20 protein-coding genes are annotated in these 22827 nt (G+C 44.1%); 11 read left to right on the top strand and 9 right to left on the bottom strand.

The window, feature by feature from the left end:
- The first annotated feature begins 25 nt into the window (after nt 1–25).
- From ACFQ21_RS24800 to ACFQ21_RS24835, 8 genes are all read left to right on the top strand, one after another.
- On the top strand, nt 26–463 hold the full coding sequence (locus tag ACFQ21_RS24800) for a DUF4783 domain-containing protein (protein ID WP_377583853.1): 438 nt from the start codon (nt 26–28) through the stop codon (nt 461–463).
- Nucleotides 464–504: 41 nt separating this feature from the next.
- A complete protein-coding gene (gene nadC, locus ACFQ21_RS24805) occupies nt 505–1368 on the top strand; it encodes a carboxylating nicotinate-nucleotide diphosphorylase (RefSeq protein ID WP_377583856.1) in 864 nt (287 codons plus the stop codon).
- Nucleotides 1369–1433: 65 nt separating this feature from the next.
- Nucleotides 1434–1910: a YcxB family protein gene (locus ACFQ21_RS24810; protein WP_377583858.1), complete on the top strand. Its 477-nt coding sequence runs from the start codon at nt 1434–1436 to the stop codon at nt 1908–1910.
- A 99-nt stretch (nt 1911–2009) separates the two neighbouring features.
- Nucleotides 2010–2486, top strand: coding sequence for a regulatory protein RecX (locus ACFQ21_RS24815; RefSeq protein ID WP_377583861.1), 477 nt, complete (start codon nt 2010–2012; stop codon nt 2484–2486).
- An 82-nt stretch (nt 2487–2568) separates the two neighbouring features.
- On the top strand, nt 2569–3027 hold the full coding sequence (locus tag ACFQ21_RS24820; RefSeq protein ID WP_377583864.1) for a YHS domain-containing (seleno)protein: 459 nt from the start codon (nt 2569–2571) through the stop codon (nt 3025–3027).
- Nucleotides 3028–3104: 77 nt separating this feature from the next.
- Nucleotides 3105–3617: a DinB family protein gene (locus ACFQ21_RS24825; protein WP_377583867.1), complete on the top strand. Its 513-nt coding sequence runs from the start codon at nt 3105–3107 to the stop codon at nt 3615–3617.
- A 43-nt stretch (nt 3618–3660) separates the two neighbouring features.
- Nucleotides 3661–4686, top strand: a complete 1026-nt coding sequence (locus ACFQ21_RS24830) for a hypothetical protein (RefSeq protein ID WP_377583869.1) — start codon at nt 3661–3663, stop codon at nt 4684–4686.
- Between the two features lie 55 nt (nt 4687–4741).
- On the top strand, nt 4742–5356 hold the full coding sequence (locus ACFQ21_RS24835) for a LysE family translocator (protein ID WP_377583872.1): 615 nt from the start codon (nt 4742–4744) through the stop codon (nt 5354–5356).
- Here ACFQ21_RS24835 and ACFQ21_RS24840 read toward each other — a convergent pair.
- The 4 genes from ACFQ21_RS24840 to nusB all read right to left on the bottom strand — a co-directional run bounded on the left by ACFQ21_RS24840 (nt 5353) and on the right by nusB (nt 8464).
- Entirely contained in the window at nt 5353–6270 is a 918-nt protein-coding gene (locus ACFQ21_RS24840; RefSeq protein WP_377583875.1) for a S66 peptidase family protein, read from the bottom strand. The two genes, ACFQ21_RS24835 and ACFQ21_RS24840, sit on opposite strands and share 4 nt — an antisense overlap.
- Nucleotides 6271–6374: 104 nt before the next feature.
- Nucleotides 6375–6920, bottom strand: a complete 546-nt coding sequence (locus tag ACFQ21_RS24845; RefSeq protein WP_377583877.1) for a DUF1573 domain-containing protein — start codon at nt 6918–6920, stop codon at nt 6375–6377.
- A gap of 28 nt (nt 6921–6948) precedes the next feature.
- Nucleotides 6949–7257 carry a YtxH domain-containing protein gene (locus ACFQ21_RS24850; protein WP_377583880.1) on the bottom strand — a complete coding sequence of 103 codons (309 nt, stop codon included), beginning with the start codon at nt 7255–7257 and terminating at the stop codon, nt 6949–6951.
- A 67-nt stretch (nt 7258–7324) separates the two neighbouring features.
- The gene (gene nusB, locus ACFQ21_RS24855) at nt 7325–8464 is read right to left on the bottom strand and encodes a transcription antitermination factor NusB (RefSeq protein WP_377583883.1); all 1140 of its coding nucleotides are present in this window, start codon (nt 8462–8464) and stop codon (nt 7325–7327) included.
- A 239-nt stretch (nt 8465–8703) separates the two neighbouring features.
- Here nusB and ACFQ21_RS24860 point away from each other — a divergent pair, with 239 nt between their 5' ends.
- Nucleotides 8704–10494 (top strand): ABC transporter ATP-binding protein, encoded by a 1791-nt coding sequence (locus ACFQ21_RS24860; protein ID WP_377583886.1) that lies wholly within the window; start codon nt 8704–8706, stop codon nt 10492–10494.
- A 96-nt stretch (nt 10495–10590) separates the two neighbouring features.
- Here ACFQ21_RS24860 and ACFQ21_RS24865 read toward each other — a convergent pair whose 3' ends face one another.
- From ACFQ21_RS24865 to ACFQ21_RS24885, 5 genes are all read right to left on the bottom strand, one after another.
- Nucleotides 10591–11169 (bottom strand): hypothetical protein, encoded by a 579-nt coding sequence (locus ACFQ21_RS24865; RefSeq protein WP_377583889.1) that lies wholly within the window; start codon nt 11167–11169, stop codon nt 10591–10593.
- Between the two features lie 20 nt (nt 11170–11189).
- Nucleotides 11190–11930: a hypothetical protein gene (locus ACFQ21_RS24870; protein ID WP_377583891.1), complete on the bottom strand. Its 741-nt coding sequence runs from the start codon at nt 11928–11930 to the stop codon at nt 11190–11192.
- A 57-nt stretch (nt 11931–11987) separates the two neighbouring features.
- Nucleotides 11988–13760: an ABC transporter ATP-binding protein gene (locus ACFQ21_RS24875; protein WP_377583894.1), complete on the bottom strand. Its 1773-nt coding sequence runs from the start codon at nt 13758–13760 to the stop codon at nt 11988–11990.
- A 106-nt stretch (nt 13761–13866) separates the two neighbouring features.
- On the bottom strand, nt 13867–15105 hold the full coding sequence (locus ACFQ21_RS24880; RefSeq protein WP_377583897.1) for a M16 family metallopeptidase: 1239 nt from the start codon (nt 15103–15105) through the stop codon (nt 13867–13869).
- Nucleotides 15106–15157: 52 nt separating this feature from the next.
- Nucleotides 15158–18181 carry an ATP-binding protein gene (locus ACFQ21_RS24885; protein ID WP_377583900.1) on the bottom strand — a complete coding sequence of 1008 codons (3024 nt, stop codon included), beginning with the start codon at nt 18179–18181 and terminating at the stop codon, nt 15158–15160.
- A gap of 130 nt (nt 18182–18311) precedes the next feature.
- On the opposite strand from ACFQ21_RS24885, the gene ACFQ21_RS24890 reads away from it, so the two are divergent.
- Both ACFQ21_RS24890 and ACFQ21_RS24895 read left to right on the top strand, forming a co-directional pair.
- Nucleotides 18312–20291 (top strand): alpha-ketoacid dehydrogenase subunit alpha/beta, encoded by a 1980-nt coding sequence (locus ACFQ21_RS24890; protein WP_377583902.1) that lies wholly within the window; start codon nt 18312–18314, stop codon nt 20289–20291.
- A 155-nt stretch (nt 20292–20446) separates the two neighbouring features.
- Entirely contained in the window at nt 20447–22825 is a 2379-nt protein-coding gene (locus ACFQ21_RS24895; RefSeq protein WP_377583904.1) for a hypothetical protein, read from the top strand.
- Nucleotides 22826–22827 lie beyond the last annotated feature (2 nt).

Genomic DNA, 22827 nt, shown 5'->3' on the forward strand with positions numbered 1-22827 from the left:
TTATAATTTCATTATCTTGCAAAGCGTGGCACAGTTTTGGCCGCACAACAAAGTTGCCATGAAGGTGAACAAATATATTTCGTCAGTAGTTTTCGTGCTTTTAAGTTTACATGCTGTGTCCGTACTGGCACAGAGTAGTGACGTGATCAGCCAGGTGAAAGAAACCATCAAGGCTGGAAGCGCGAAAGAACTTTCCAAATACCTGAACCAGACGGTTGATGTGACCATTGACGACAAAGTAGAGTCCTACAGCAAAGCGCAGGCTGAGTTTATATTTCGCGATTTTTTCAAACAACATCCGGCTAGCGAATTCAATATCATACACCAGGGTTCCTCCAAAGGAGGACAGCCTTTTGCTATCGGCCAATATAAAAGTGGCGCTGAAACCCACCGCGTGTTCATGAAGATCAAAACGGTTGGCAACCAGCAACTCGTGCACGAAATTTCCTTTGTGAAAGAATAAGTAGCGAACGGAAATTTCAACCCATCGTCTATTTTTGCACGGTGAAGCCTTATTACATCACCGAAGAATTTCTCGATCAGTTCATCGCATCTGCTTTTACGGAAGACATTGGCGATGGCGATCATTCTTCCTTGTCTTGCATTCCGCCTGAAGCAACCAACAGAGCACAGCTACTGATTAAGGAAGATGGAATTCTTGCCGGGGTAGAGCTTGCGTTGGAAATTTTTAAACGCACCAATCCGGCATTGAAGGTTGAGATCCTGATCAACGAAGGAAGGCCTGTAAAGAAAGGAGATGTAGGCTTTATTGTCTCCGGCCCATCACGGTCAATTCTCACGGCCGAACGTCTCGTGCTCAATTGCATGCAGCGCATGAGTGCCATCGCTACCAAAACACATTACTTGTCATCGCTTATTGCCGGTACGCATGCTGTACTGCTGGATACGCGCAAAACCACACCCAACTTCAGGCTACTAGAAAAATGGGCCGTGCTGATTGGTGGCGGAAAGAACCATCGCATTGGACTTTATGATATGATTATGTTGAAAGACAATCATATTGATATGGCAGGCGGACACCGCGAGGCAATCATTCGAACAAAAGATTATCTTCGCGCCACCAATCGCGATCTTCAGATAGAAGTGGAGACGCGGAACCTGGCCGAGGTAAAAGAAGTGTTGAGCGTAGGTGGTGTTGATACCATTATGCTGGATAACATGAGCCTGGAAGACATGAAAACGGCTGTGGCGCTGATTGCGGGTAAGTATAAAACTGAAGCCAGCGGAGGTATAACCGAAGAGACTATACGGAATGTAGCGGAGTGTGGTGTTGATTTTATATCAGTAGGTGCGCTCACTCATTCAGTAAAAAGTCTCGACCTGAGCCTGAAAGCGCTAAACACCTGAAGTATATATATATACTTGGTTAATGAGTTAAAAAGCAATAGAACGAAAAAATGTAAATTAGGAATATGATCGTTAAAACGAAAAACTACAAACTGGAAAAGAAGATCTACATTAACATAGCATTGAAAAATGTGTTAAAGAAACAAGGATGGATCGCAGGTCTTGGAGCATTTGTTATCTGTCTTGGCTATATATGGATACCCAGCATCTGGTGGTTTATAGCTGCTGTTTTAGGATTGGGTCTATACCTGCTTTTCTGGTGGGTGCAATTTTATGGTGTAACCCAACTCGAACAAGGCAAAATGTTGTTTGAGAAATTTCATTACGAGATCACCAGCCAGCAAATCATCATGAAGCTCAACCCGCGCGAAGGTATGCCTCTGAAGTGGGATCAGATACAAGCTGCAGAGATAGGTAAAGATTTCTTTGTGCTATATATTAACAAAGCGCAGATTCTTTATTGGCCGTTCAAGATATTCAATACTGACAACGAGCGTAAATTCGTTGGCAGTATATTAAAGACAAAGGGATTGGTGAAATAACATAGCTTCGTGCTGTGAGTTACGAGCTATGAGTACATATATGGCGAGGAGGAGACTCCTCGCTTTTTTTAAATTGTAATTCACTAAACTGCGACCAGCGTGCAGTCTAAAAAGAAACTATCTCCCACCGAAGCGAAACAGAAAATATACCGGTATTGTGCTTACCAGGAGCGCTCGCATAAAGAGGTACGCGACAAACTATATGAATACGGTTTGTACCGGGATGAAGTAGAAGAGCTACTCTCTGCACTTATCACCGAAGGTTTTTTGAATGAAGAACGTTTTGCAAAAGCTTTTGCTGGTGGAAAATTCAGAATGCAGCGTTGGGGAAGGATAAAGATTCTCAACGAACTGGAGGCCCGCGGACTCACCAGCAACTGTATCAAGATCGGTATGAAAGAAATTGAAGATGCCGACTATATCAAAACCTTGCGTGAAATTCTGGAGCGCAAGCTTAATCAACTGGATGAAGACAATGCCTTTGTAAAACGCGACAAGCTTGCGCGCTATGCTATTCAAAAAGGGTTTGAACCGGACTTGGTTTGGCCCGAAGTAAAGACCCTGGTAAAAGATTAACACCTTTTGTAATCTCCACGACATTTTCAATCCGTACAAACGTGCCACTTTTGCGTTTTTAGAAATAAGAAACTATTAGTGTATGAGACAAGGTATAGCTATAGCGCTGGTGCTGATTGCCCACGTAAGTGCACACGCCCAAACGGAGAGGCTACGCGCAGAACATTTCAACGTAAAAAAAAGCATAGCCCTGCAAGGGTATGATCCCGTAAGTTATTTTGATGGCAAGCCCGCAGAAGGACAGGAGTCTGTCAGCTATACCTATAAAGGCATTACCTACTTTTTTACCGGTCATGTAAATCTCAATAAATTCAAAATCAGTCCCGATAAGTATGAACCTGCTTATGGAGGCTGGTGCGCGTATGCTATGGGTGAGACAGGTGAAAAAGTAAAAGTCGATCCTGAAACCTTTAAGATCATCGATGGTAAACTATATTTATTCTACAATTTCTGGGGCAACAACACATTGGAAGACTGGAATAAAAATCAACAGAAACTTAAAGACGCTGGCGATCGTAATTGGAAAAGAATTGTTCAATGATCGGAAGTTCCTGGTATGATCTTTTTAAGAACTTTTAAACCATACAGAATTATTGTATTTTGAATGAAAAGCCCTTTATGAACGTAAATCTTGCCTGTGCCCACATACTCTCCCAACTCACTGATCTTGTCGCTCAGATCCACGAAAGTGATTTTATAAAACCCTCCGATCAGCTAAGCCAGTCTACCATTGGCCAACACCTGCGCCACACACTGGAATTCTTTATCTGCTTTGAAAGCGGGTATCAGCAAGGTGTTGTTAACTATGACAAGCGTGCGCACGACAAACAAATTGAGCGCGATAAATATATAGCACTGGCTGCCATTGATCGTATTGAAGCATTTGTAAGATCATTCGAAGAAAAAGAACTGAAGCTGGAAGTAGGTTATGATCTGTCGCAAGAAGAATTTATTACCATCAACACCACCGCTATGCGCGAGCTGGTATATAACATCGAGCACGCTGTGCATCACATGGCCATTATAAAAATTGGCATTCGCGAAGTTGCACCGTATGTAACACTGTCCAAAGATTTTGGTGTGGCGGCTTCTACCATTCGCTATCAGGAAGCTGCTGTTGCTTCACATTAATTTTTTTATTTTGGCTGCCGGATGACTTTTCGTAGAGCGAATTATGCGCAGTAATTTTTTGATCAAACTAAAAAGCTGGGAGTACTGGCCCTTTGGTATAGTACAGTTTCCGTTGTTTATATATTACGCCTGGCTAGCGATACGCTCGCGATCCTTTACTTTTTTCTCAGCTTCCAATCCGGGGATTGTCATGGGAGGAATGTTTGGCGAATCGAAATATGATGTCATAAAAAAAATTCCGGAACAATATATACCGAAGACTATATTAATCCGACAACCCGCTGATACGCAAAGTATACTCGCACAGCTTAAGACAATCGGACTTCAGTTTCCGCTGATATTTAAACCCGATATTGGTGAACGTGGTTTTATGGTGAGGCGCATGAATGATGTGCAGGACGTAGAGAAATATATAGCAACCATCCGTTACGATTTTCTGGTGCAGGAACTGGTTGACCTTCCATTGGAATTTGGTGTTTTTTATGTACGCTTCCCAAATGAAAGCAAAGGTAATGTAACTTCGGTGGTGATGAAGGAAATGCTTTCCGTTACCGGTGATGGTAAGTCAACCTTGCAGGAACTTATTCTTGGCAAAGACAGGGCAAAGCTCCAATGGGATAAACTCAAAACTATATTTAATGGCAAGTTGCAGGAAGTGCTCGCCAAAGATCAACAGCTCGAGTTGGTATCGATCGGCAATCACTGTTTAGGTACAAAGTTTCTGAATGGGGGGCATCTTATCAATGACAAGCTATCGGCAACGTTCGATCATGTGAGTAAACAAATTGAAGGTTTCTATTTCGGGCGATTTGATCTGCGGTGTGCCCGCATTGACGATTTATACAATGGTAATTTTAAAGTAATGGAGTTAAACGGATGTGGTGCTGAGCCCGCGCATATTTATCATCCGGGTTTCCCGTTACGTAAGGCGATGATGGTTTTATTCCGGCATTGGCGAAATATATTTTTGATCGCACGCGAAAATGTAAAGCGTGGCGCTTCGTATACTTCTCTAAAAGATGCAAAGGTTTATTATCGAAAATTTAAAGCCGCCACTACGCTGGAATAGCTATATTGCTATACTTAATCAATCATGAACAAAATACAGATTGATCTATACCTGTATGGCTGCGGTAATTCTGGCTTTTATACTTGCATTCTTTTTCAGTTTCATCGGGTCGATTCCGCCCGGTGCCATTAATCTGAGCGTTATACAATTAGGACTTGAGCACCGAATGAAGGTTGCCTGGCGCTTTGCCATAGCGGCTGCTATTGTCGAGTATCCGTATGCGTGGCTTGCCGTAAAATTTGCTGAATGGATCACATCGTCTCCGCTGCTGCTGGATAATCTTCAGCTGCTTACAGCAGTCGTGATGACGCTGTTGGGTATACTTAGTTTGTGGCCGTCCAACAAACCCTCTCGACTGCGGGAGCAATTTAACAACAGCGGATTCAGACGAGGTATCGTGTTAAGTATATTTAATCCGCTGGCAGTTCCATACTGGTTGGGCATTACGGCATACCTCAAAAGTCAGCAATGGGTATATTTGTCTGATGCGTGGGAATTGCAGGCATACCTTGCCGGTGTTGTTTTGGGTTCACTGGCTATATTAATTGTTATGGCATACCTGGCCAAAAGAATAGCCGTACAATTTCAGCAGAGTACATGGCTGAGAAAAATACCTGGAGTCACGCTGGTTATACTGGGCCTGTACGCGTTTATACAATATTTACTTTAAACGCTCTCGTTGGTTGCAAAAGATAGTGTACCCTCACCGTTGCGAACGTTCAGTTCTGCCATGCCGCCATGTAGCCATGCCAGGTTTGGATTTTCGTGCCCGGTAGGGAAACCAAAAGCTACAGGGTAATTATAGTGTTGCGTATGATTGAGAATAATTTCTTCTACCGTTTCACCAAAGCTTAATTCAGAATCTTTAATATCGGTCAGGTGGCCTATAACAAGCCCGGCTAAATGTTCAAGTTTACCGGCACGCTTCAATTGTGTTAACATGCGGTCGATCTTGTAACGATATTCATCAATCTCCTCGATCACCAGGATTTTGCCATTCGTATCAGGCTCGCTGGATGTACCGAGCGCATCATTGATGAGTGACAGGTTGCCGCCTATAACTTCTCCGCGACCTCGGCCATCTATACTATATTTACTCGCAGGTGATTGAATGCGATCGGGTTTCTCCATCAGCATTCTCTTCAAACTTTCAATAGATGGTTTTGACGCATCTTTTGGAAACAGAATGGGCATGGTAGCATGAATACTCTGTATCCCCAGGCTATATAACTTCAGGTGTATAGCCGTTATATCACTGAAGCCGATCAGAAATTTAGGAGTATCCAGTAACGGAGAGAAATCGATCTGGTCTACAATGCGTGTGCTGCCATAACCACCCCGCGCACAAATAATGGCGTGTACATTGGTATCGTTGATGAGCGATTGTAAATCATCCAATCGTTGTGCATCAGTTCCTGCGAGGTATGAATGATCAGTACTGAAAAGATTGTTAGCAAGCTTCACGTTCAGTCCCCACGATTGAAAGGTTTTTATGGCTATATCCATTTCTGCTTTTGACACTTTTCTGCCGGGGGCTGTAATAGCAATGGTGTTGCCTGCGCGAAGAAGCGGTGGTGTGATCATGACTGCAAGTAGTAGAAGTTATAGCAAAACATCAACAGTATAAAAGCAAAGAGGCTGCCTGGGTAAAGACAGCCTCCGAAATATAAAACCTGTAAGTTTTAATCTTAGTGAGCAGTAGGACCTGCTGATCCTGCTTTTGGTGTAACCATCGCCTTGAAGCGAAGCACAGTTTGCTTCGGCCATGTGTTGGCAGTAACGGTAATGGTTTTGTTCTGTATATTCTGTTTCCCGTTGCTATCGAATTTAGCTTTTACATAACCGGTTCCTCCAGCAGGTATAGGTTCTTTTGAGAAATCCGGAACAGTACATCCGCATGATGGCTGTGCGCTTTGAATGATCAGCGGAGCTTCGCCTGTATTTTTTATAGCGTATGTATACTCAACAACATCGCCTTCTTTAATAGTACCGAAGTCGTGCTCAGTGGTTTCAAAATCCATCTTGGGGAGCGGACCTTCCGGTTTCTCATCCGGTGTTGTTGCTGTTACCGGGTTAGCAGACGGTGTTGGTGCTGTACCTTTTTTACCTTCGAGTTCTGCCAATCGGCCCTCGAGTTCTGCTATTCTTTTTTCTGCATTACGATCTTTGCATGCTGTAAAAGTTGCCATCACAACAGCAAAGAACAAAAACGATTTTGCAATTCCAGTTTTCATATTGTGTGTTTACTTAATTCTGTTAAGTCTATCCCTTTTTACCACGAATCTGTTCTAAAAGTTCATCCACATCTTCCAGTAATCGCTCGGCTTTATTTTTAGCCTCGTCAACTACTTTTTGTCCCTGCGATTTTGCTTCGCTGGTAAGTGGAGTCTCTTTTCCCTCAACGAAATCATTGATCAGATCCTGAAGCGTTTTACGGTACTTGTCTAACTGGTATGATAACTTCTCACGCGTATTAGAACCTTTGTCAGGAGCGTAAAGAATTCCAAGAATTGCACCAGTAGCTGCGCCCGCCAGGAACGCCATCAAAAAATTTCCACTCTTTTTGCTCATAAACTTTTCAAAATTAGTTACGGTCGGAATGCAAATTCAAAATTTTAACAAATTTTAACAAACAGAATTACTTATTGTCCATCAACCCGCGGCCGCTTTTTTTAACATCACCTTTTTCCTTTAGTTCTTTGGCAATAACATCCAGAATTCCGTTGATGAACTGGCGACTTTTTGGTGTGCTGTAGTTTTTCGATAATTCAATATACTCGTTAATAGTAACCTTCACCGGTATACTGGGGAATTCCAGCAACTCAGCTATAGCCATCTCCAGAATCATGCGGTCGGTAAGCGGTAAGCGGTCCACCTCCCAATTGCGTGTATTGTTGGCTATCAGCTCTTTATACTTATCATCAAGGCTCGATGCCTTCTTGTATAACTTTTCAATAAACTCTTTGTCTTCATCCCAATTCACGGATAAAGTGTGGAGTGTAAGGGTTGCCTGCGACTCACCATCAAATGACTTCACTGTTTTTTCTACAAGGCCTTTTACAATTTCCTTGTCTTCAGCCCAACGAAGAACCTCTTCTTCAAAAAATTCATTGATGACCGTTTTACCCAGAATGACTTTTTTGAAAATGTGGTTGACGAATTTCTTCTGGTCTTCCGATGTAGGACTTTTCTTATCCAGATAAGCAAGGTATTCATTGTCCTGACGGATCACATCACGGAACCATCCCTTTACACGATCGGCTTTGTCTTGCCAGTGGCGGCCAAGCTTCAGTGCATCTTTCTTCAGCTCTTCGTGATTGCGAAGTGCCGTGATCCAGGCGTTGTTAACGAAGTTCTTATGACTGACTTTTTTATCGGCTTCAGCGATTTCTGCAAAGGCCGGCAAAAGACTGAGCACGGCAATGTAATGGTCGTAAATTCTTTCAACCTCGCTGATGAGGTTCTTTAAAAAGAAGTCGCTGTCTTTATTGGATTGCTTCTCGTAGAACTGAAAGCATTCATTAACCGTCTTTTTGATCTTTACGTCTTCGTGATCAACGCTGGTTTCGCCTTTTTTGAAAGCACGTTCAAAAAGTTTGATAGCAGTTTTCTTTTGGAGAGTTAAAGCGGCTTTATCCTGTACTTCCATCGAATTCAGATCCGGAGCAAACGCTTCACTTATCTTATCTATACACAATTCATAGTTGGCATCTTTACACTGTTGTAATGCAAATAGACTTTGCATCACTTTTATACGGAGACTTCTTCGGTTAAGCATGATAAAGAACGAATGGTTTTAAAAACTGGCAGCAAAAATAACGTTTTGAAGTTCATAGTTCAAGATTAAGTTAAGCGATCATTACGTGATTATTGTAGCTTTGTTGGCCGTTATCCGTTATTCGTTATCGGGTTAATCGTGAATACAGAGACTAATAACGGATAACTGCTAACGGATAACGGTAAACGGAACTATTGAAGAAATATTTCGTTTTACCGACAGCCACCAAATTTTACTGCATGCGCGAACTGAAGTATCTTAATAAATACCTATTCAAGTATAAGTGGCATCTCATTCTAGGAACGGTCTTCGTTATACTCTCCAATATTTTTCAGATCATTCCGGCTCAACTGGTTCGCGACTCTATAGATCTGGTAGTTGATAACATACGACTTTATAAGTCGATGGAGGGAACCGGTGTACAGCAGAACTTCTTCAAAGTATTTGCATTCGGTATACTGATCTATGCCGGGTTGATTTTGGTGATGGCATTTCTGCGGGGCATATTTCTATACTTTGTGCGCCAGACGCTCATCGTGATGTCGCGCCTCATTGAATTTGATTTGAAGAACGAGGTCTTCGAACATTACCAGACACTGCCACTCAGCTTTTACCGGAGAAACAACACCGGAGATTTAATGAATCGGATCTCCGAAGATGTAAGCCGTGTGCGCATGTACCTCGGCCCTGCGATCATGTACGGACTAACGCTCATCACGTTATTCCTGATGTTGATACCCATCATGTTCAGCATTAGTGTAAAGCTTACGTGGTATGCGCTCAGTCCGCTGCCGTTACTTTCGTTAAGTATATTTCTGGTGAACAATATCATTGAAAGACGGTCAGAAGAAATTCAGCGTCATCAATCCAAGCTCTCTACGTTTGTGCAGGAAGCCTTTAGTGGTATACGCGTGTTGAAATCTTTTAACCGCGAGGAGGAGTCTGTTGGTAAATTTGAAAAAGCTACGGATGCCTATAAACATCAATCACTGAAGCTCACTAAAATGCAATCGCTGTTCTTCCCGATCATCATGGGGCTTGTGGGGATCAGTACTATACTTACGGTATATGCGGGAAGCACGGAAGTGATCAACGGTAATCTTACCTTCGGAAATATAGCAGAGTTTATCATCTACGTAAACTTGTTAACATGGCCGGTAACATCGCTCGGCTGGACGAGCAGCCTGGTGCAACGTGCAGAGGCTTCGCAGAAACGTATCAACGAATTTCTCAATACCAAAACCAACATCATTTCTGAAAGAAACCTGGTGCGTGAGATCAGTGGTAAAGTTGAATTCAAAAACGTGACCTTTACTTATCCGGATACCGGTATACGAGCACTGAAGAATATTTCGTTTACGATAAACCCCGGAGAGTCGCTTGCTATTATTGGTACAACGGGTTCCGGCAAGAGTACAGTATCCAATTTAGTATCACGTCTGTATGATGTGCGCGATGGTGAGATACGAATTGATGATATACCGATTCGTGACTACAACTTAACTTCACTGCGCAGTCAGATCGGCTATGTTCCGCAGGATGTATTTCTTTTCAGTGACACCATCTTCCAGAATATAGGGTTTGGTATAAAAGAACCCGATCCTGAAAAAGTTACACAGGCCGCTAAAGACGCCGATGTATACTATAATATAATGGAGTTCCCGCAGGGCTTTGAAACCCGTGTTGGTGAACGGGGCATCACATTATCGGGTGGACAAAAACAGCGTGTATCTATAGCGCGAGCTGTTGTGCGCGAACCTAAAATATTGATGCTGGATGATGCACTCTCTGCGGTAGACACCAAAACCGAGAACAACATTCTGAATAGCATGCGCAGAATAATGAAAGGTAGAACCACCATCATTATATCGCATCGTGTATCGTCAGCGAAACTTGCCAACCGCATCCTGGTATTGGTCGATGGATTGGTAGTGGAAGAAGGAACGCACGATGCGCTCATCGAGCAAAACGGCTTCTACAAAGACCTGTATGAAAAGCAGGTACAGATGGAAGAAGAGTCTAGGGAATAGTTTTTCCTGCAGAGGACACGGATTAACGCAGAAAGTATATATACTTTTGTATGCGTCTATCTATCCCTGATAATTATCGGGACGGGCAATAAAATTTTAGAAATTGAACCGAGCACCGGTGCCTGCGAATAACCGCAGCGTAAGCCGATCCACCAATTCAAGCTGAAGACTGGTCTCTGCGAACAACGTCACCGGCACATCTTCAAAAGTATACTCTGCACCAAATATACCTTCCGGACCAAAGTCGAAGTCGGTACGTTCATCGTGCATATACATATTGTTATTGTTCGGGTCGCGGTACCAGTAATCAACCTTGGCAATTTTCATCACCGCACCTGGTCCCCAATACCACTGAAATTTTCCTTCTACATCAGACACATCAAAGTCGTGTTGAAATAACAGACGCGCCTGCAGATATATCACACTGCTTACGTCAACGGATTCGTAGTTGTAATTATCGTACTTGCTCATGTGCTTGAACGCATTACGATAATAACGCTTGTCAGAATTTTTGAATGCTGACCCCAACCCGAACTCCACGGCTTTCTCGTTTGATAGATAACGTTTATAAGTTATACCGGCGGGCAACCCGAGGCGAACACCAATACCTTGTTGCTGCGCATAGGTTGTTGCAGCGGCCGCTATCAATACAATAATTACCACGAAGCGTTTCATAACTGATAGAGTCTTGTTGTTTAAAATATATAGCGTAATCCAACTCCGCCTTCGGCCCGGCTCCATCCCGGATCGAGTTGTACATCGGTAAAATACTCAAGTTCCATAAAGGCCGAGATGGGCAACTGAAAGTACGAGTATTCAATACCGATCACAGCCTGTGGTCCTTGTGTAAAACGCGATACGGTAAAGTTGCCGATCGTGTTCGTGCCACCCGGGTTTGAATTATCAACTTCTTCATATATATAATCATACCTGATCTTGGAATATTTCCATTCCCAGCCGGCACCTACATAAAACTGAAGACCTTGTGAAATTATTTTAGCATCGATGTGATAAAGTAGCTTTAACTCACCAATAAAATCTGATTTTACGGAATGCGTGAGATAACGCACAGACGCTCCCTGCGAAAGTGTATCGCGTCTATAGGAAGTAAAGCGCTCGCGGAAATAGCGGTTATATAATCCACTGGCAGGTTTACCAACATCGGCAGCTATAGCAAAATTCTTGTTGGCATAGTACTTATAGGTGAGGGCAAATGGATCGCCAAACTTCACCCCAATACCGTGATATGGATATTTACTTTTGTCGAATACAGGGCAAACTATTTTAGCCTTGTTGCCACGAACACGCGCACCATTGCTATAGCGCTCGCGGGTATACATACTCTTCCCTCTGTTCTGTGCGTGCAACGTTTGGGTAAACGCGCAGGCAACAAGCAGGCAAAAAATGGATAGAGCTATAGTGTTTTTGAAAAGCATTACGGCAAATATAACTGTTTTGCCGTGTACACATAAAATCCAAAGTCGAAGCGGGCATCAAACAAACTCTTTATACTGCATCTTGTGGAGTTGCGCGTAGTAGCCCTCCTGCAGCAACAACTCATCGTGACGGCCAACCTCTTTTATCTCGCCATGATCTAGCACAATGATCTTGTCGGCTTTTTGAATGGTAGATAACCGGTGCGCGATAACAATAGACGTTCGTCCACTCATCATTTTTACAATAGCCTGTTGAATGAGTTCCTCCGTTTCACTGTCAACAGACGAAGTGGCTTCATCCAGTACCAATATTTTAGGATTGAATACCATAGCCCGGATGAAAGATATAAGCTGTCGTTGTCCCACGGATAGCGTGGCACCACGTTCCATAACATTATAAGAAAGTTTACCGGGCAGTCGCTCTATAAATTTGCGTGCACCCACCAGGTCTGCAGCATGCCAAACCATCTCTTCCGTTACTTCGGGATTGCCGAGCGTGATGTTGCTTAAGATCGTATCGGAGAACAGGAATACATCCTGTAAAACAACCCCTATATTTTTACGAAGCGTCCCCAGTTCATATTGTTTCAGGTCACGACCATCTACCTGGATAGAGCCTTTATTGATTTCATAAAAGCGGTTCAACAGGTTAATGATAGAAGATTTTCCAGCACCGGTAGCCCCAACTAACGCCACAGTTTCTCCTGGACGAATGTGGAGGTTAATATCTTTCAGTACATAGTCAGGTTCATTATAGGCAAACCATACGTGATCGAATTTTACGTCACCCTGAATATGTTCAGGTATATATTTGCCATCTTCCTGCACATGTTCTTTTTCATCCAGCAGATTCATAATGCGCGATGAACTCACAATACCCATTTGCAATGTGTTGTAGCGATCGGCAATCATGCGTATGGGGCGGAAGAACATCTGCACATACATGATAAAGGCAATGAGCTTACCAATAGTAATACCAGTCTCTTCATAATGAATTATACCTTTGGCGCCATACCATACCAGCAACCCGATACCGGCTGCAGCAATGATCTCGGCAACGGGATAGTATATAGAATAATATAGTACCGATCGAAGGTTAGATTGTTTATGCTCTTCGTTGATCTCTTTAAACTTCTCAAACTCTCTCTTTTCGCTTCCGAAGATCTGCACGATGTTCATACCGGTGAGGTGCTCTTGTACAAATGTATTCAGGTTGGCAACAGCATTGCGCACTTCGTTAAAGGCTACCTTGATCTTCTCCTTGAAAACATACGTGCTGATGAGCAGTAGGGGTAACGTTGAGAGACTTAATAACGCCAGACGCCAGTCCTGGTAGAACATAAACCCGAGAATAAAAATGATCTGCAACAGATCGCCTGCCATCGCGGCAAGACCTTCGCTGAATACATCAGCCAGTGTCTCAACATCCGATATAGTGCGTGTTACCAGGCGGCCAATCGGAGTCTTGTCAAAAAACTTTAACCGCAGACTGATGATGTGCTGGTATAACTTCATGCGTATATCACGGATTACTTGTTGACCAAGCCATCCGGATACGTAGGTGTGAAAGTATTGTGCAATGGAGTTGATGATAAGAAGCACCATCAGCAATATCATCATGCGTACCATGGCATCGTAATTACCAAAGGCAACATCATGATCCAACGTATACTGAATGAGAATAGGACGTGTTGGTGCAAGTACGCCCAGCACCAGGGTAAGCACGATCACCAAAATGAAGCGACCTTTATACGGTTTTACAAACTTCATCAGCCGGTTAAGTACGGACCAGTCAATAATATTTCCGCTGCTTACTTTCTCTTTCTCCACGGTGGTTGGGGATTTTACAATGCTATGGCTTTCCGGGTGAACGTTGAATGAAGACAACTTGTTCAGCCGGGTACTGCAAAAATTTTAATGTCGACACAGCGGTTGTTTATGCTGTTGCTCTGTAGTACATCACAGAGGCGTTGCTCTCTTTTAAAATATTGCCAGCCACACGCTTTATATCATCGGTTGTTACTGCGTTTATCTTTGTGCCTTCTTCATTTACCAGGTTAGCATCCCCTGATAGTTTGGAGAACGCCAGGTTCATGGCGCGATTCATTACTTCCATTTCGCCAAACTCCAGTGTAGACTCTGCCTGGTTCTTCACTTTTTCAAGTTCAGCAGTAGCTACACCATCGGCTACAACCTGTTTTAATATAGTGTCAACTTCGTGCTCGGCATCTTCAATAGATATACCATCCTTAATGCGTCCGCTTACAACAAGCAGACCCGGATCGATCGTGCCCATAACAAAAGAAGATATAGAGGTAAATATCTCTTTCTCTTTAACAAGTTGCTGATAGAGGCGGCTCGATTGCCCGCGACTTAATATATCGCTGAGCAGATCAATGGCATAGTAATCGTCATGAAAACGTCCCGGCATATGCCACGCTTTATAGAGTGCATTGGCGGGTACTTTTGCCTGTACTTCCAGCGATCGCTTTTCGGTTTGTGCAGGTTCGCTGACAAGCTTGCGTTGTCTTATTTTTCCGGAAGATATAGGGCCGAACCATTTTTCTGAAAGTGCTTTTACCTGTGCTACGGTTACCTGGCCTGCTACCACCAGTATAGCATTGCTGGGTACATAATGTGTAAAGAAAAAATCTTTCACATCTTCCATCGTTGCATTTTCAATATGGCTTATCTCTTTACCAATGGTTGCCCATTGATAGGGATGTTGGTGATACGCCAATGGCCGCAGCTTTAACCAAACATCTCCGTAAGGTTGATTGAGATAGCGTTGTTTGAATTCTTCTACTACAACCTTGCGTTGCACTTCCAGTGCTTTCGGATCGAATGAAAGACTGAGCATGCGATCGCTCTCCAGCCAGAAACCTGTCTCAAGATTTGTTGCCGGCAGTGTGAGATAATAGTTGGTGATGTCGGTGTTGGTAAACGCATTGTTTTCGCCACCTACACGTTGCAGCGGTTCATCATAACTCGGAATATTTACCGAGCCTCCAAACATTAAATGTTCGAAGAGGTGAGCAAAGCCGGTCTTGTCCGGGCGCTCATCGCGTGAACCGACATCGTATAAAATATTCATTACGGCAATCTGTACCGTTGGGTCTTCATGCACAATTACGCGCAAGCCGTTGTCGAGTGTAAATTCCTGAAAGTTGATCATGCAGGTTCAAAAATAACAAGATCATTGATTTGATGGTGATAAAAATACAACGCTATTCTTCTTCCAGCTTTTCCTGTGGAAGCGAAATAACAAATGTAGTACCTTCACCAACAACCGATGTGGCTTCAACAGTTCCTTTTAGCTTGGCAACCGATTCCTTTAGGATGTAGAGTCCAAGCCCCGAACCTTGCGCATCTTCGTTGGCACGATAAAACATATCGAATATACGCGAGAGATGCTGCGGTTCAATACCGATACCGTTGTCTTCGATGGTTATAATGTAGCGTGTATCGGAGCACGCAAGCGAGATGTGCACAAATGGTTTGCGATCACCATTAGTCCAATAAAATTTAATGGCGTTTGAAATAAGGTTGTTCAGAATAATTTTCAGTCGTGTAACATCCGATATCATTTCCTTCGCAGCGCCATCATCAATCATGAACAATATCTTGTTATAGCTTGGCGCGTATTGATGATCGTACAAAATATTCTGGACAAAACTTTTAAAATGAAAACGCTCCAGCTTGATGGGCATGCGCGAGTTGCGCGAGTAGCTCACAACTTCTTCAATAAACTCTTCAAGCTTGCGCACACTGCTTTCCATCATCGATAAATACGTCTCGTGACTTTCGAGCGATTTATCCAGGCGCGCTACCATGATAAGTCCGAGTATAGATTTCAGGGGAGCACTCAGATCGTGCGATGCACTATATACAAAACGATCGAGCTCTGAATTGCGAAGCGTAAGTTCTTCGTTGGCCTTTTGCAGATCGTGAGTACGCTCGGTAACAAGTTCCTGTAAATGCAATCTGCGCTTGCGCATGAAGTGCGAGCTGATGGAGAATGTTATCCACGCAATAAGCAGCGCGGCAAGCAATGCTCCGAGAATAAAATTATTGCCGAGCCAGTAAGGTTTACCAATGGAGACAATAAACTCTGACGGTTCACTCCAGCCCAAACCTGTGTTTTTACGGGCACGTACATATATAGTATGTTTCCCGAACGAAAGATCAGAGAGACTTAGCTCGCTTGATTCCAGTGTATGCCAGTTGCTGTCATCATCTACACGAAACTGCATCGTAATTTTATTCTCCGGAAACGTAATGGGAGAAAACTGCATGTTGATATAGGAACCATACGGTGCGGCAAGTTCTTTTACAAATTGCTTGCGGTCGCCATTTACCTGCGCACCTACACAGTAAGGTTTTAAAGTTGGTTTATTACCTAGTATAGATCCGGCTGATAATGCTACGCCAAACGAAGTGCCCACCCATACGCGATTAAGATGATCGATATGAACACCTCTCACAGTTATGGTGTTGGACGGAAGCCCTGCGTTTTCATCGTACAACCAATACTCGCCGGTAACAACATTATAGCGGATCAGACCAAATGAATTGGAGAAGAGTATATTTTGATCGTCCATTACTTCAACCGAACTTACGGAAACATAACTGAGCGATCCTCCGAGGTCTACGCGTTTTATACTTTCATGATCGTAGCGCAGTAGTCCCTCCGTTGTAGCAAGCCAGAGTACATCATTGTGTACAGCAAAATCGCGAATGCTCAGATCGGATACAACCTTGAAATCAATCGGCAGACTTATATTCCGAAACTCGTCACTTTCATTTGCTTTCAGAAATAAATAATTACCAACACCACTGGATGCAGCATATATACCACGCGGTCCTTCGCGCACCACATTGATCTCACTCCGCTTTGCCAGTGGTACTTCATAGTGTTTAATATCAAATGTTCCGGTAATTACTTTTAGTGTCGTGCTGCGTGCCTGGCTCAGCCATACATTTTCATGGGAGTCGAGAAAAATGTCGTGAACAAAATTGCCTTCCTTCGAGAAGTTCCACTGCCGTTTCATTTTGCCATTCTCAAATAGAAATACGTCAAAGGCAGAGCTGGCCCACAACCCTTGCTTGCCGAATTGCAGCGATTGAAAATAGTTGCTGGGATTACTATATATTTCGCGTCTTCTCCACGGAGCACCGGGAGTTTCTTTTAACTCTACGAGTGTTTCTTTAAAGCAATAATAAATAAGATTGTTAACAGGATCGTGTACAATATCTTCAATGAAGTGTGCTTCCGAATTACGATCGGGTAAGATAAACAAATTCTTTTGTGCGAGTACAAGTCCTTTATCAGTCGATACCCACAGATCGCCTTCACGACTCTGGTAAGAAGTATTGATGCCATTAAAATTAAACAGCAATGCTTCGAGTTGTGTTGAAAGACTATCCGGACGAATGTGATACATGTCGGGACCAAATGTACTTACCCATAAACTTGAGTCGGGCGTCAATATCAGGTGTGAAGCTTTCGCGATGGGAAAAGCTATTTTTATTTCGGCCAATTCGCCAGACTGAAATGTAGCTTTGTAGAGTCCTTCCAGAGAAGCAATCCATAAACGTCCGCGCTCAAAAAGTAAATGACTTACCCCATAGGGCAGGTTTGTTTTGAGTTGAAGAAAGCTGCGTGTAGGCCTGTCGTAGCGATATACTTTTCCCTGGTAGGAGGTGGTATATAAATTACCGTCATCGTCTTCAAAGAAATTGAACGACCGCACAAATATAGGCGAGTGGTTGGCCATGCCGAAGTCGTAGCGGTGAAAGGTTTTACCGTTATAAGCCACCACCGATTGTGACTCTCCGATCCAGATGAGTCCTGCTTTATCTTCATAGATCGACTTGGGATACCAGATGGTGGAATCAGTAGGTGTTCGGCTTCCGCGTATAAGTGATTTGAAAAATACAGTGTCGATGAGATTTTGAATCTCGATCACATCCAGGTCGCCAATGGCAAGCAGACGACCATCGCGCGTGTTTAAGAAACCTTTGGTATACTGACTTTGCAGTGCAGATTTATAGGTATGAAAATCGATGCCATCATACTTTACAAGTCCGTCATCCGTGGCGATCCAGAAAAATCCGAGAGAGTCCTGCGCAACCGCTTTGATAACATCGCTGGGTAATCCGTCTTCTACCCGGTATTCGTGAAAACGGTACTCCTGCCCATGTATCACGCCCGCGAGCAAGCAACCGATTATCAACAAACTATACCTCATTACCTACAGTATGAACGATAAAGATAGTAAGAGTTTTGAACCCCAGTGGTGATTCGGTATTAAGAATTTGTAGAATCTATTGAAAGTGAAAAACTCGCTTAACTTTGGCCCTCACATCCAAGCACCTGTTATGAAATTTAACCGGAAAAGTTACAGCGATAGCGTTCTTAAAAAACTATATGAGTCTTTGCTCTTTCCAAGATTGATCGAGGAGAAGATGCTCATTCTGTTACGGCAAAACAAAATAAGCAAATGGTTTAGCGGCATCGGGCAGGAGGCCATCTCGGTAGGTATAACCCAGGCCTTGCAAAAAGACGAATACATATTGCCGATGCACCGGAACCTTGGTGTGTTCACGGGGCGCGATATGCCCTTTGAAAAACTTTTTGCGCAATGGCAAGGCACTCCCGCGGGCTATACAAAAGGAAGAGACCGCTCGTTTCATTTCGGAACCAATGAACATCATATTGTTGGAATGATCTCGCACCTAGGTCCGCAAAACGGTGTGGCCGATGGTATAGCACTGGCCAGTAAATTGAAAGGCGAAAAGAAAGTTACCGTGGTATTCAATGGCGATGGTGGCACCAGCGAAGGTGACTTTCATGAAGGTATAAATGTAGCGGCCGTGTGGGACTTGCCGGTAATTTTTGTAATCGAGAACAATGGCTATGGATTGTCAACACCAAGCAACGAGCAGTTTCGGTGCAAACAGTTTATCGACAAAGCTATAGGTTATGGTATAGAAGGTGTGCAGGTAGATGGCAACAATGTGCTGGAGGTATATGATACCGTGTTAACGCTGGTCGAAAAACTGAGAGACAACCCAAGACCTATACTGCTGGAGTGTATAACATTTCGCATGCGTGGTCATGAAGAAGCTTCCGGTACTAAATATGTTCCGAAAGAACTGATGGACACGTGGGCAAAAAAAGATCCGGTAGAAAATTTTGAAAAGTATCTCACGGAGCAAGGCGTGATTGACGCTGCATATATAGATACTTTACGCAAGCGGCTGAAGAAAGAAATTGAAGATGGCTTAGCGATAGCCTTTGAAGAGAAACATCCGGAAGCAAGCACGGAGCGAGAGCTGGCAGATGTATATGCTCCGTTCAACCAGGTTGTGATTGAACCGGTCACAGAAAAAAAATCAGAAAAGCGTTTCATCGATGCGATAAGCGATGGCTTGCGACAAAGTATGGAGCGCTTTGATAATCTGGTGCTGATGGGACAAGACATTGCCGAGTATGGCGGTGTATTTAAAATTACCGAAGGCTTTGTTGAGAAGTTTGGTAAAGCGCGCGTACGAAATACGCCACTCTGCGAAGCTGCGATTGTGGGTACCGGCCTTGGTCTTTCTGTAAAAGGAATGAAGGCTATGGTTGAAATGCAGTTTGCAGATTTTGTTACCGAAGGCTTCAACCAGATCGTAAACAATCTTGCTAAAACGCATTGGCGCTGGGGGCAGGCTGCAGATGTTGTCGTGCGTATGCCTACCGGGGCTGGTACTGCCGCAGGACCTTTCCATTCGCAGAGCAATGAAGCGTGGTTCTTTCATACACCGGGATTAAAAATAGTATATCCTTCCAACCCGTATGATGCGAAAGGATTGTTGTGTGCCGCGCTCGAAGATCCTAATCCGGTAATGTACTTTGAACACAAGCTGATGTATAGAACGCTGAAGGATCTTATACCAGATGACTATTATACGGTGGAGATTGGAAAAGCCCGACTCGCGCGAGAGGGTTCTTCGTTATCGATCGTTACGTATGGTATGGGTGTACATTGGGCGACTGAAATTCTGGATACACTTCCGGATGTTGATGCTGATGTTATCGACCTGCGAACATTGCTTCCGTGGGATAAAGATGCCGTGCTGGAATCTGTGAAGAAGACAAACCGCGTTCTTGTGCTGCACGAAGATACTCTAACGGGAGGGGTAGGGGCCGAGATAGCAGCATGGATCAATGAGCATTGTTTTGAGCACCTCGATGCACCCGTGATGCGCGAAGCGAGTCTGGATACCGCCATTCCGTTTGCGCCTACATTGGAACAGAACTTCCTGCCCAAGGTGAGGCTCAAGGCAAAAATTGAATCGCTGTTGAAGTATTGAATATGTCTGAAATAAATGTTGCAACGGAAGGACGGATTGCCCGGACGCCTGTGTTGTTATTTTGACCTTCAGAAAAATCCAATAAAACGCTTTATCATACGTTCTGAAATCCAGAAAGCAATTTTTACTATCTTGGCCTGTTTCTTTAACATTTTTTGAACGCAAGGATCCACAATAGCACGACCATTTTTACAACGACCCTCAAGTCGCTAGGTCTTGTCATTATTCTTTTTTTCCTCGCGTTGCCAGCTCTGGCTCAAAATACCAAGGGCGATCGGCCGCAATCTTCCGGAGGAGGAACCAAACGGGAAAACCGATTTAAGATTTTCAAGAAGAAAAAGACGCGTACATCTAAGCCACCAAGCTATAGTCGCGCGCAACCTCGAAGATCATCACGCGCGAATACACCGCGCAAGGAATCCAAAGCAGGTAAATCCATTCGCATGTTTCCGCGCGAATCTTCGCGACCAAGCGATAAACAAAGAGCATGGCGTGGCGACATTAGCGGAAGACGCATCCGTACGCAGGATAAAGAAAGTTCAGGAGGCAAACGAAATGTATTTCCTCAGAGCGGACGGTACGCCAACAGCAGACCGAGTGAGCGGCAACGTGCATGGCGTGGCTCGGCATCTGGCTCTGGGGTACGAACGCGCAGTAATACCGGTAAGACGAGAAACGTGTACCCACAGCGTTGGAAGTATACTCACAATCCATCAAGAACTCCGCAGAGTAAACAGCGGGCCGTATCCAACCGATCTACATTAGCGCGACTCAATAAATTACAAGGCGACCCGGACGGACCACGCCCAAAGCGAAAGAGAAAAGTAGTGCCGCGCTCGGCTTCGCGTTCATTTATAGCACGAAGAAGTACAAATATATTTGCAAGCTTTCCGAGACCTAAACGCAAACCGGAACGCGCATACGAAGGCGATATAGCCGGCAGGCCACTTCGCACTAAAAATTATGAAACGCCCCGACCCGGGGTCATAGCTCCGGGATTCAAACCGTACGCAGGAAGAAAACGCGTTGGTGAAAGACCATATCGTGGCCCGGCTGCCGGAAGCTACCGTTCGGCTACACGCACAAAACCAAAAGCATGGACTGGTGATATAGCCGGCAGAAGATTACGAAGCAGGAATTATACTTCTAAGAAAAGAATAGAAGGAAGACCAACCTTATCATCAGGTGTACGTACCAGGACACGTTCAGGACAGGTACAAGGTAAAGTTGCACCGAGAGGACCTGGTATAGGAGCAAGTCGTTTGGGAAGATATCAATCACAACTTCGCGGTCGCAGAGCATCGAAGGGAGGCGGCAGTGTAAGTGGAAGATTGTGGAATAATAAACAGTCTGCTATACCCGTGCGTCCGCCAGGTGCTAAATCTGCAGGTATATATTCTAACAGAATGAAAGGCAGACGTCCTTTAAAAGGAGGTGGCAGTGTTAGTGGCAAACTGTGGAATAATAAACAGTCTGCTATACCGGTGCGTCCACCGGGTGCTAAATCTGCAGGCATGTACGCTGTACGGATGAAAGGTGTACGTCCGCTGAAAGGAGGCGGCAGTGTAAGCGGTCGCGCATGGAATAACCGTGAGACACCCGTACCGGTTCGTACTCCGGGAGCAAGGTCTCAGGTATTGCAACGCTATACTACAGGCATGAAAGGCAGACGTCCATTAAAAGGTGGTGGTAGTGTGAGTGGTAAATTATGGAATAACCGCGAGACACCTATACCCGTGCGTACACCCGGCGCAAGGTCTCAAGGCTTGCAGCGCTATACAGAAGGTATGCAAGGGAAACGTCCTGTTAAAGGTGGCGGAAGTATCAGTGGTAAATTGTGGAATAACAAAGAGAAGCCTATAGCAGTAAGAACACCACCGGCATCAGCTCGCCAGGTAGGAGGCTATCCTGGAAAGATGAAAATGTTTTCAGTACAGCCCGGCTTTTCAGATCAGGGTGAAGAATTTACCGGAACCATCAGGCGACCACGATTCTGGAAAGACTATATCCGGAATCCGAAGGCAAACGAAAATGCTATTAAGAAAAAGCGCCCGAAGAGTCCTACCTATGAAGTGGATGGATACCAGATCGCAGTACGCACACGCAAGTATGTACGGAATGAAAACGCTGCAGAAGAGGCTACACCTAAACTGAAGCCAACGAAAGCTACTTATGCCGTTGGTGAGCTTCAGATAAAGATGAAGCAATGGAAATATGTTCGTAATCCAAGCAGTTCAGAAGAAGCGCTGCGCGTGCGCGAACCCGGAAAAGCGTTTGCACGCTCAACGGATTACCAGGGAAATATCAAGATGCAGAAGTTCAGACTCTTCGAGAAAAACCGCGCACTCCATCCGGATGCAAAATTTGTGAAGATCAACAAGAATAATGTTGACAGCGAAAGAGATTTGCTGACGAACTTTAAATTGTGGTGGGCGCGTTTATTTAAGAAAGAAGAAACACAGCCCGATCATCTTAAAGACAAAGGACATAAACCTCGTTACGACAAAGGTGAAAAAGGATTGTGGTATGAATAACG

Origin of the sequence: Ohtaekwangia kribbensis (assembly GCF_042676245.1) — a bacterium.
GTDB classification, from domain to species: Bacteria; Bacteroidota; Bacteroidia; order Cytophagales; family Cyclobacteriaceae; genus Ohtaekwangia; species Ohtaekwangia kribbensis.

Excerpts from the sequence above, each read along its gene's own strand:
- ACFQ21_RS24830 (WP_377583869.1), top strand. The coding sequence starts at position 3,661 with ATGCGCAGTAATTTTTTGATCAAACTAAAAAGCTGGGAGTACTGGCCC.
- ACFQ21_RS24865 (WP_377583889.1), bottom strand. The coding sequence starts at position 11,169 with ATGAAACGCTTCGTGGTAATTATTGTATTGATAGCGGCCGCTGCAACA.
- ACFQ21_RS24880 (WP_377583897.1), bottom strand. The coding sequence starts at position 15,105 with ATGATCAACTTTCAGGAATTTACACTCGACAACGGCTTGCGCGTAATT.
- ACFQ21_RS24885 (WP_377583900.1), bottom strand. The coding sequence starts at position 18,181 with ATGAGGTATAGTTTGTTGATAATCGGTTGCTTGCTCGCGGGCGTGATA.
- ACFQ21_RS24825 (WP_377583867.1), top strand. The coding sequence starts at position 3,105 with ATGAACGTAAATCTTGCCTGTGCCCACATACTCTCCCAACTCACTGAT.
- ACFQ21_RS24845 (WP_377583877.1), bottom strand. The coding sequence starts at position 6,920 with ATGAAAACTGGAATTGCAAAATCGTTTTTGTTCTTTGCTGTTGTGATG.
- nusB (WP_377583883.1), bottom strand. The coding sequence starts at position 8,464 with ATGCTTAACCGAAGAAGTCTCCGTATAAAAGTGATGCAAAGTCTATTT.
- ACFQ21_RS24820 (WP_377583864.1), top strand. The coding sequence starts at position 2,569 with ATGAGACAAGGTATAGCTATAGCGCTGGTGCTGATTGCCCACGTAAGT.
- ACFQ21_RS24860 (WP_377583886.1), top strand. The coding sequence starts at position 8,704 with ATGCGCGAACTGAAGTATCTTAATAAATACCTATTCAAGTATAAGTGG.
- ACFQ21_RS24810 (WP_377583858.1), top strand. The coding sequence starts at position 1,434 with ATGATCGTTAAAACGAAAAACTACAAACTGGAAAAGAAGATCTACATT.
- ACFQ21_RS24835 (WP_377583872.1), top strand. The coding sequence starts at position 4,742 with ATGGCTGCGGTAATTCTGGCTTTTATACTTGCATTCTTTTTCAGTTTC.
- ACFQ21_RS24890 (WP_377583902.1), top strand. The coding sequence starts at position 18,312 with ATGAAATTTAACCGGAAAAGTTACAGCGATAGCGTTCTTAAAAAACTA.
- ACFQ21_RS24840 (WP_377583875.1), bottom strand. The coding sequence starts at position 6,270 with ATGATCACACCACCGCTTCTTCGCGCAGGCAACACCATTGCTATTACA.
- ACFQ21_RS24870 (WP_377583891.1), bottom strand. The coding sequence starts at position 11,930 with ATGCTTTTCAAAAACACTATAGCTCTATCCATTTTTTGCCTGCTTGTT.
- ACFQ21_RS24850 (WP_377583880.1), bottom strand. The coding sequence starts at position 7,257 with ATGAGCAAAAAGAGTGGAAATTTTTTGATGGCGTTCCTGGCGGGCGCA.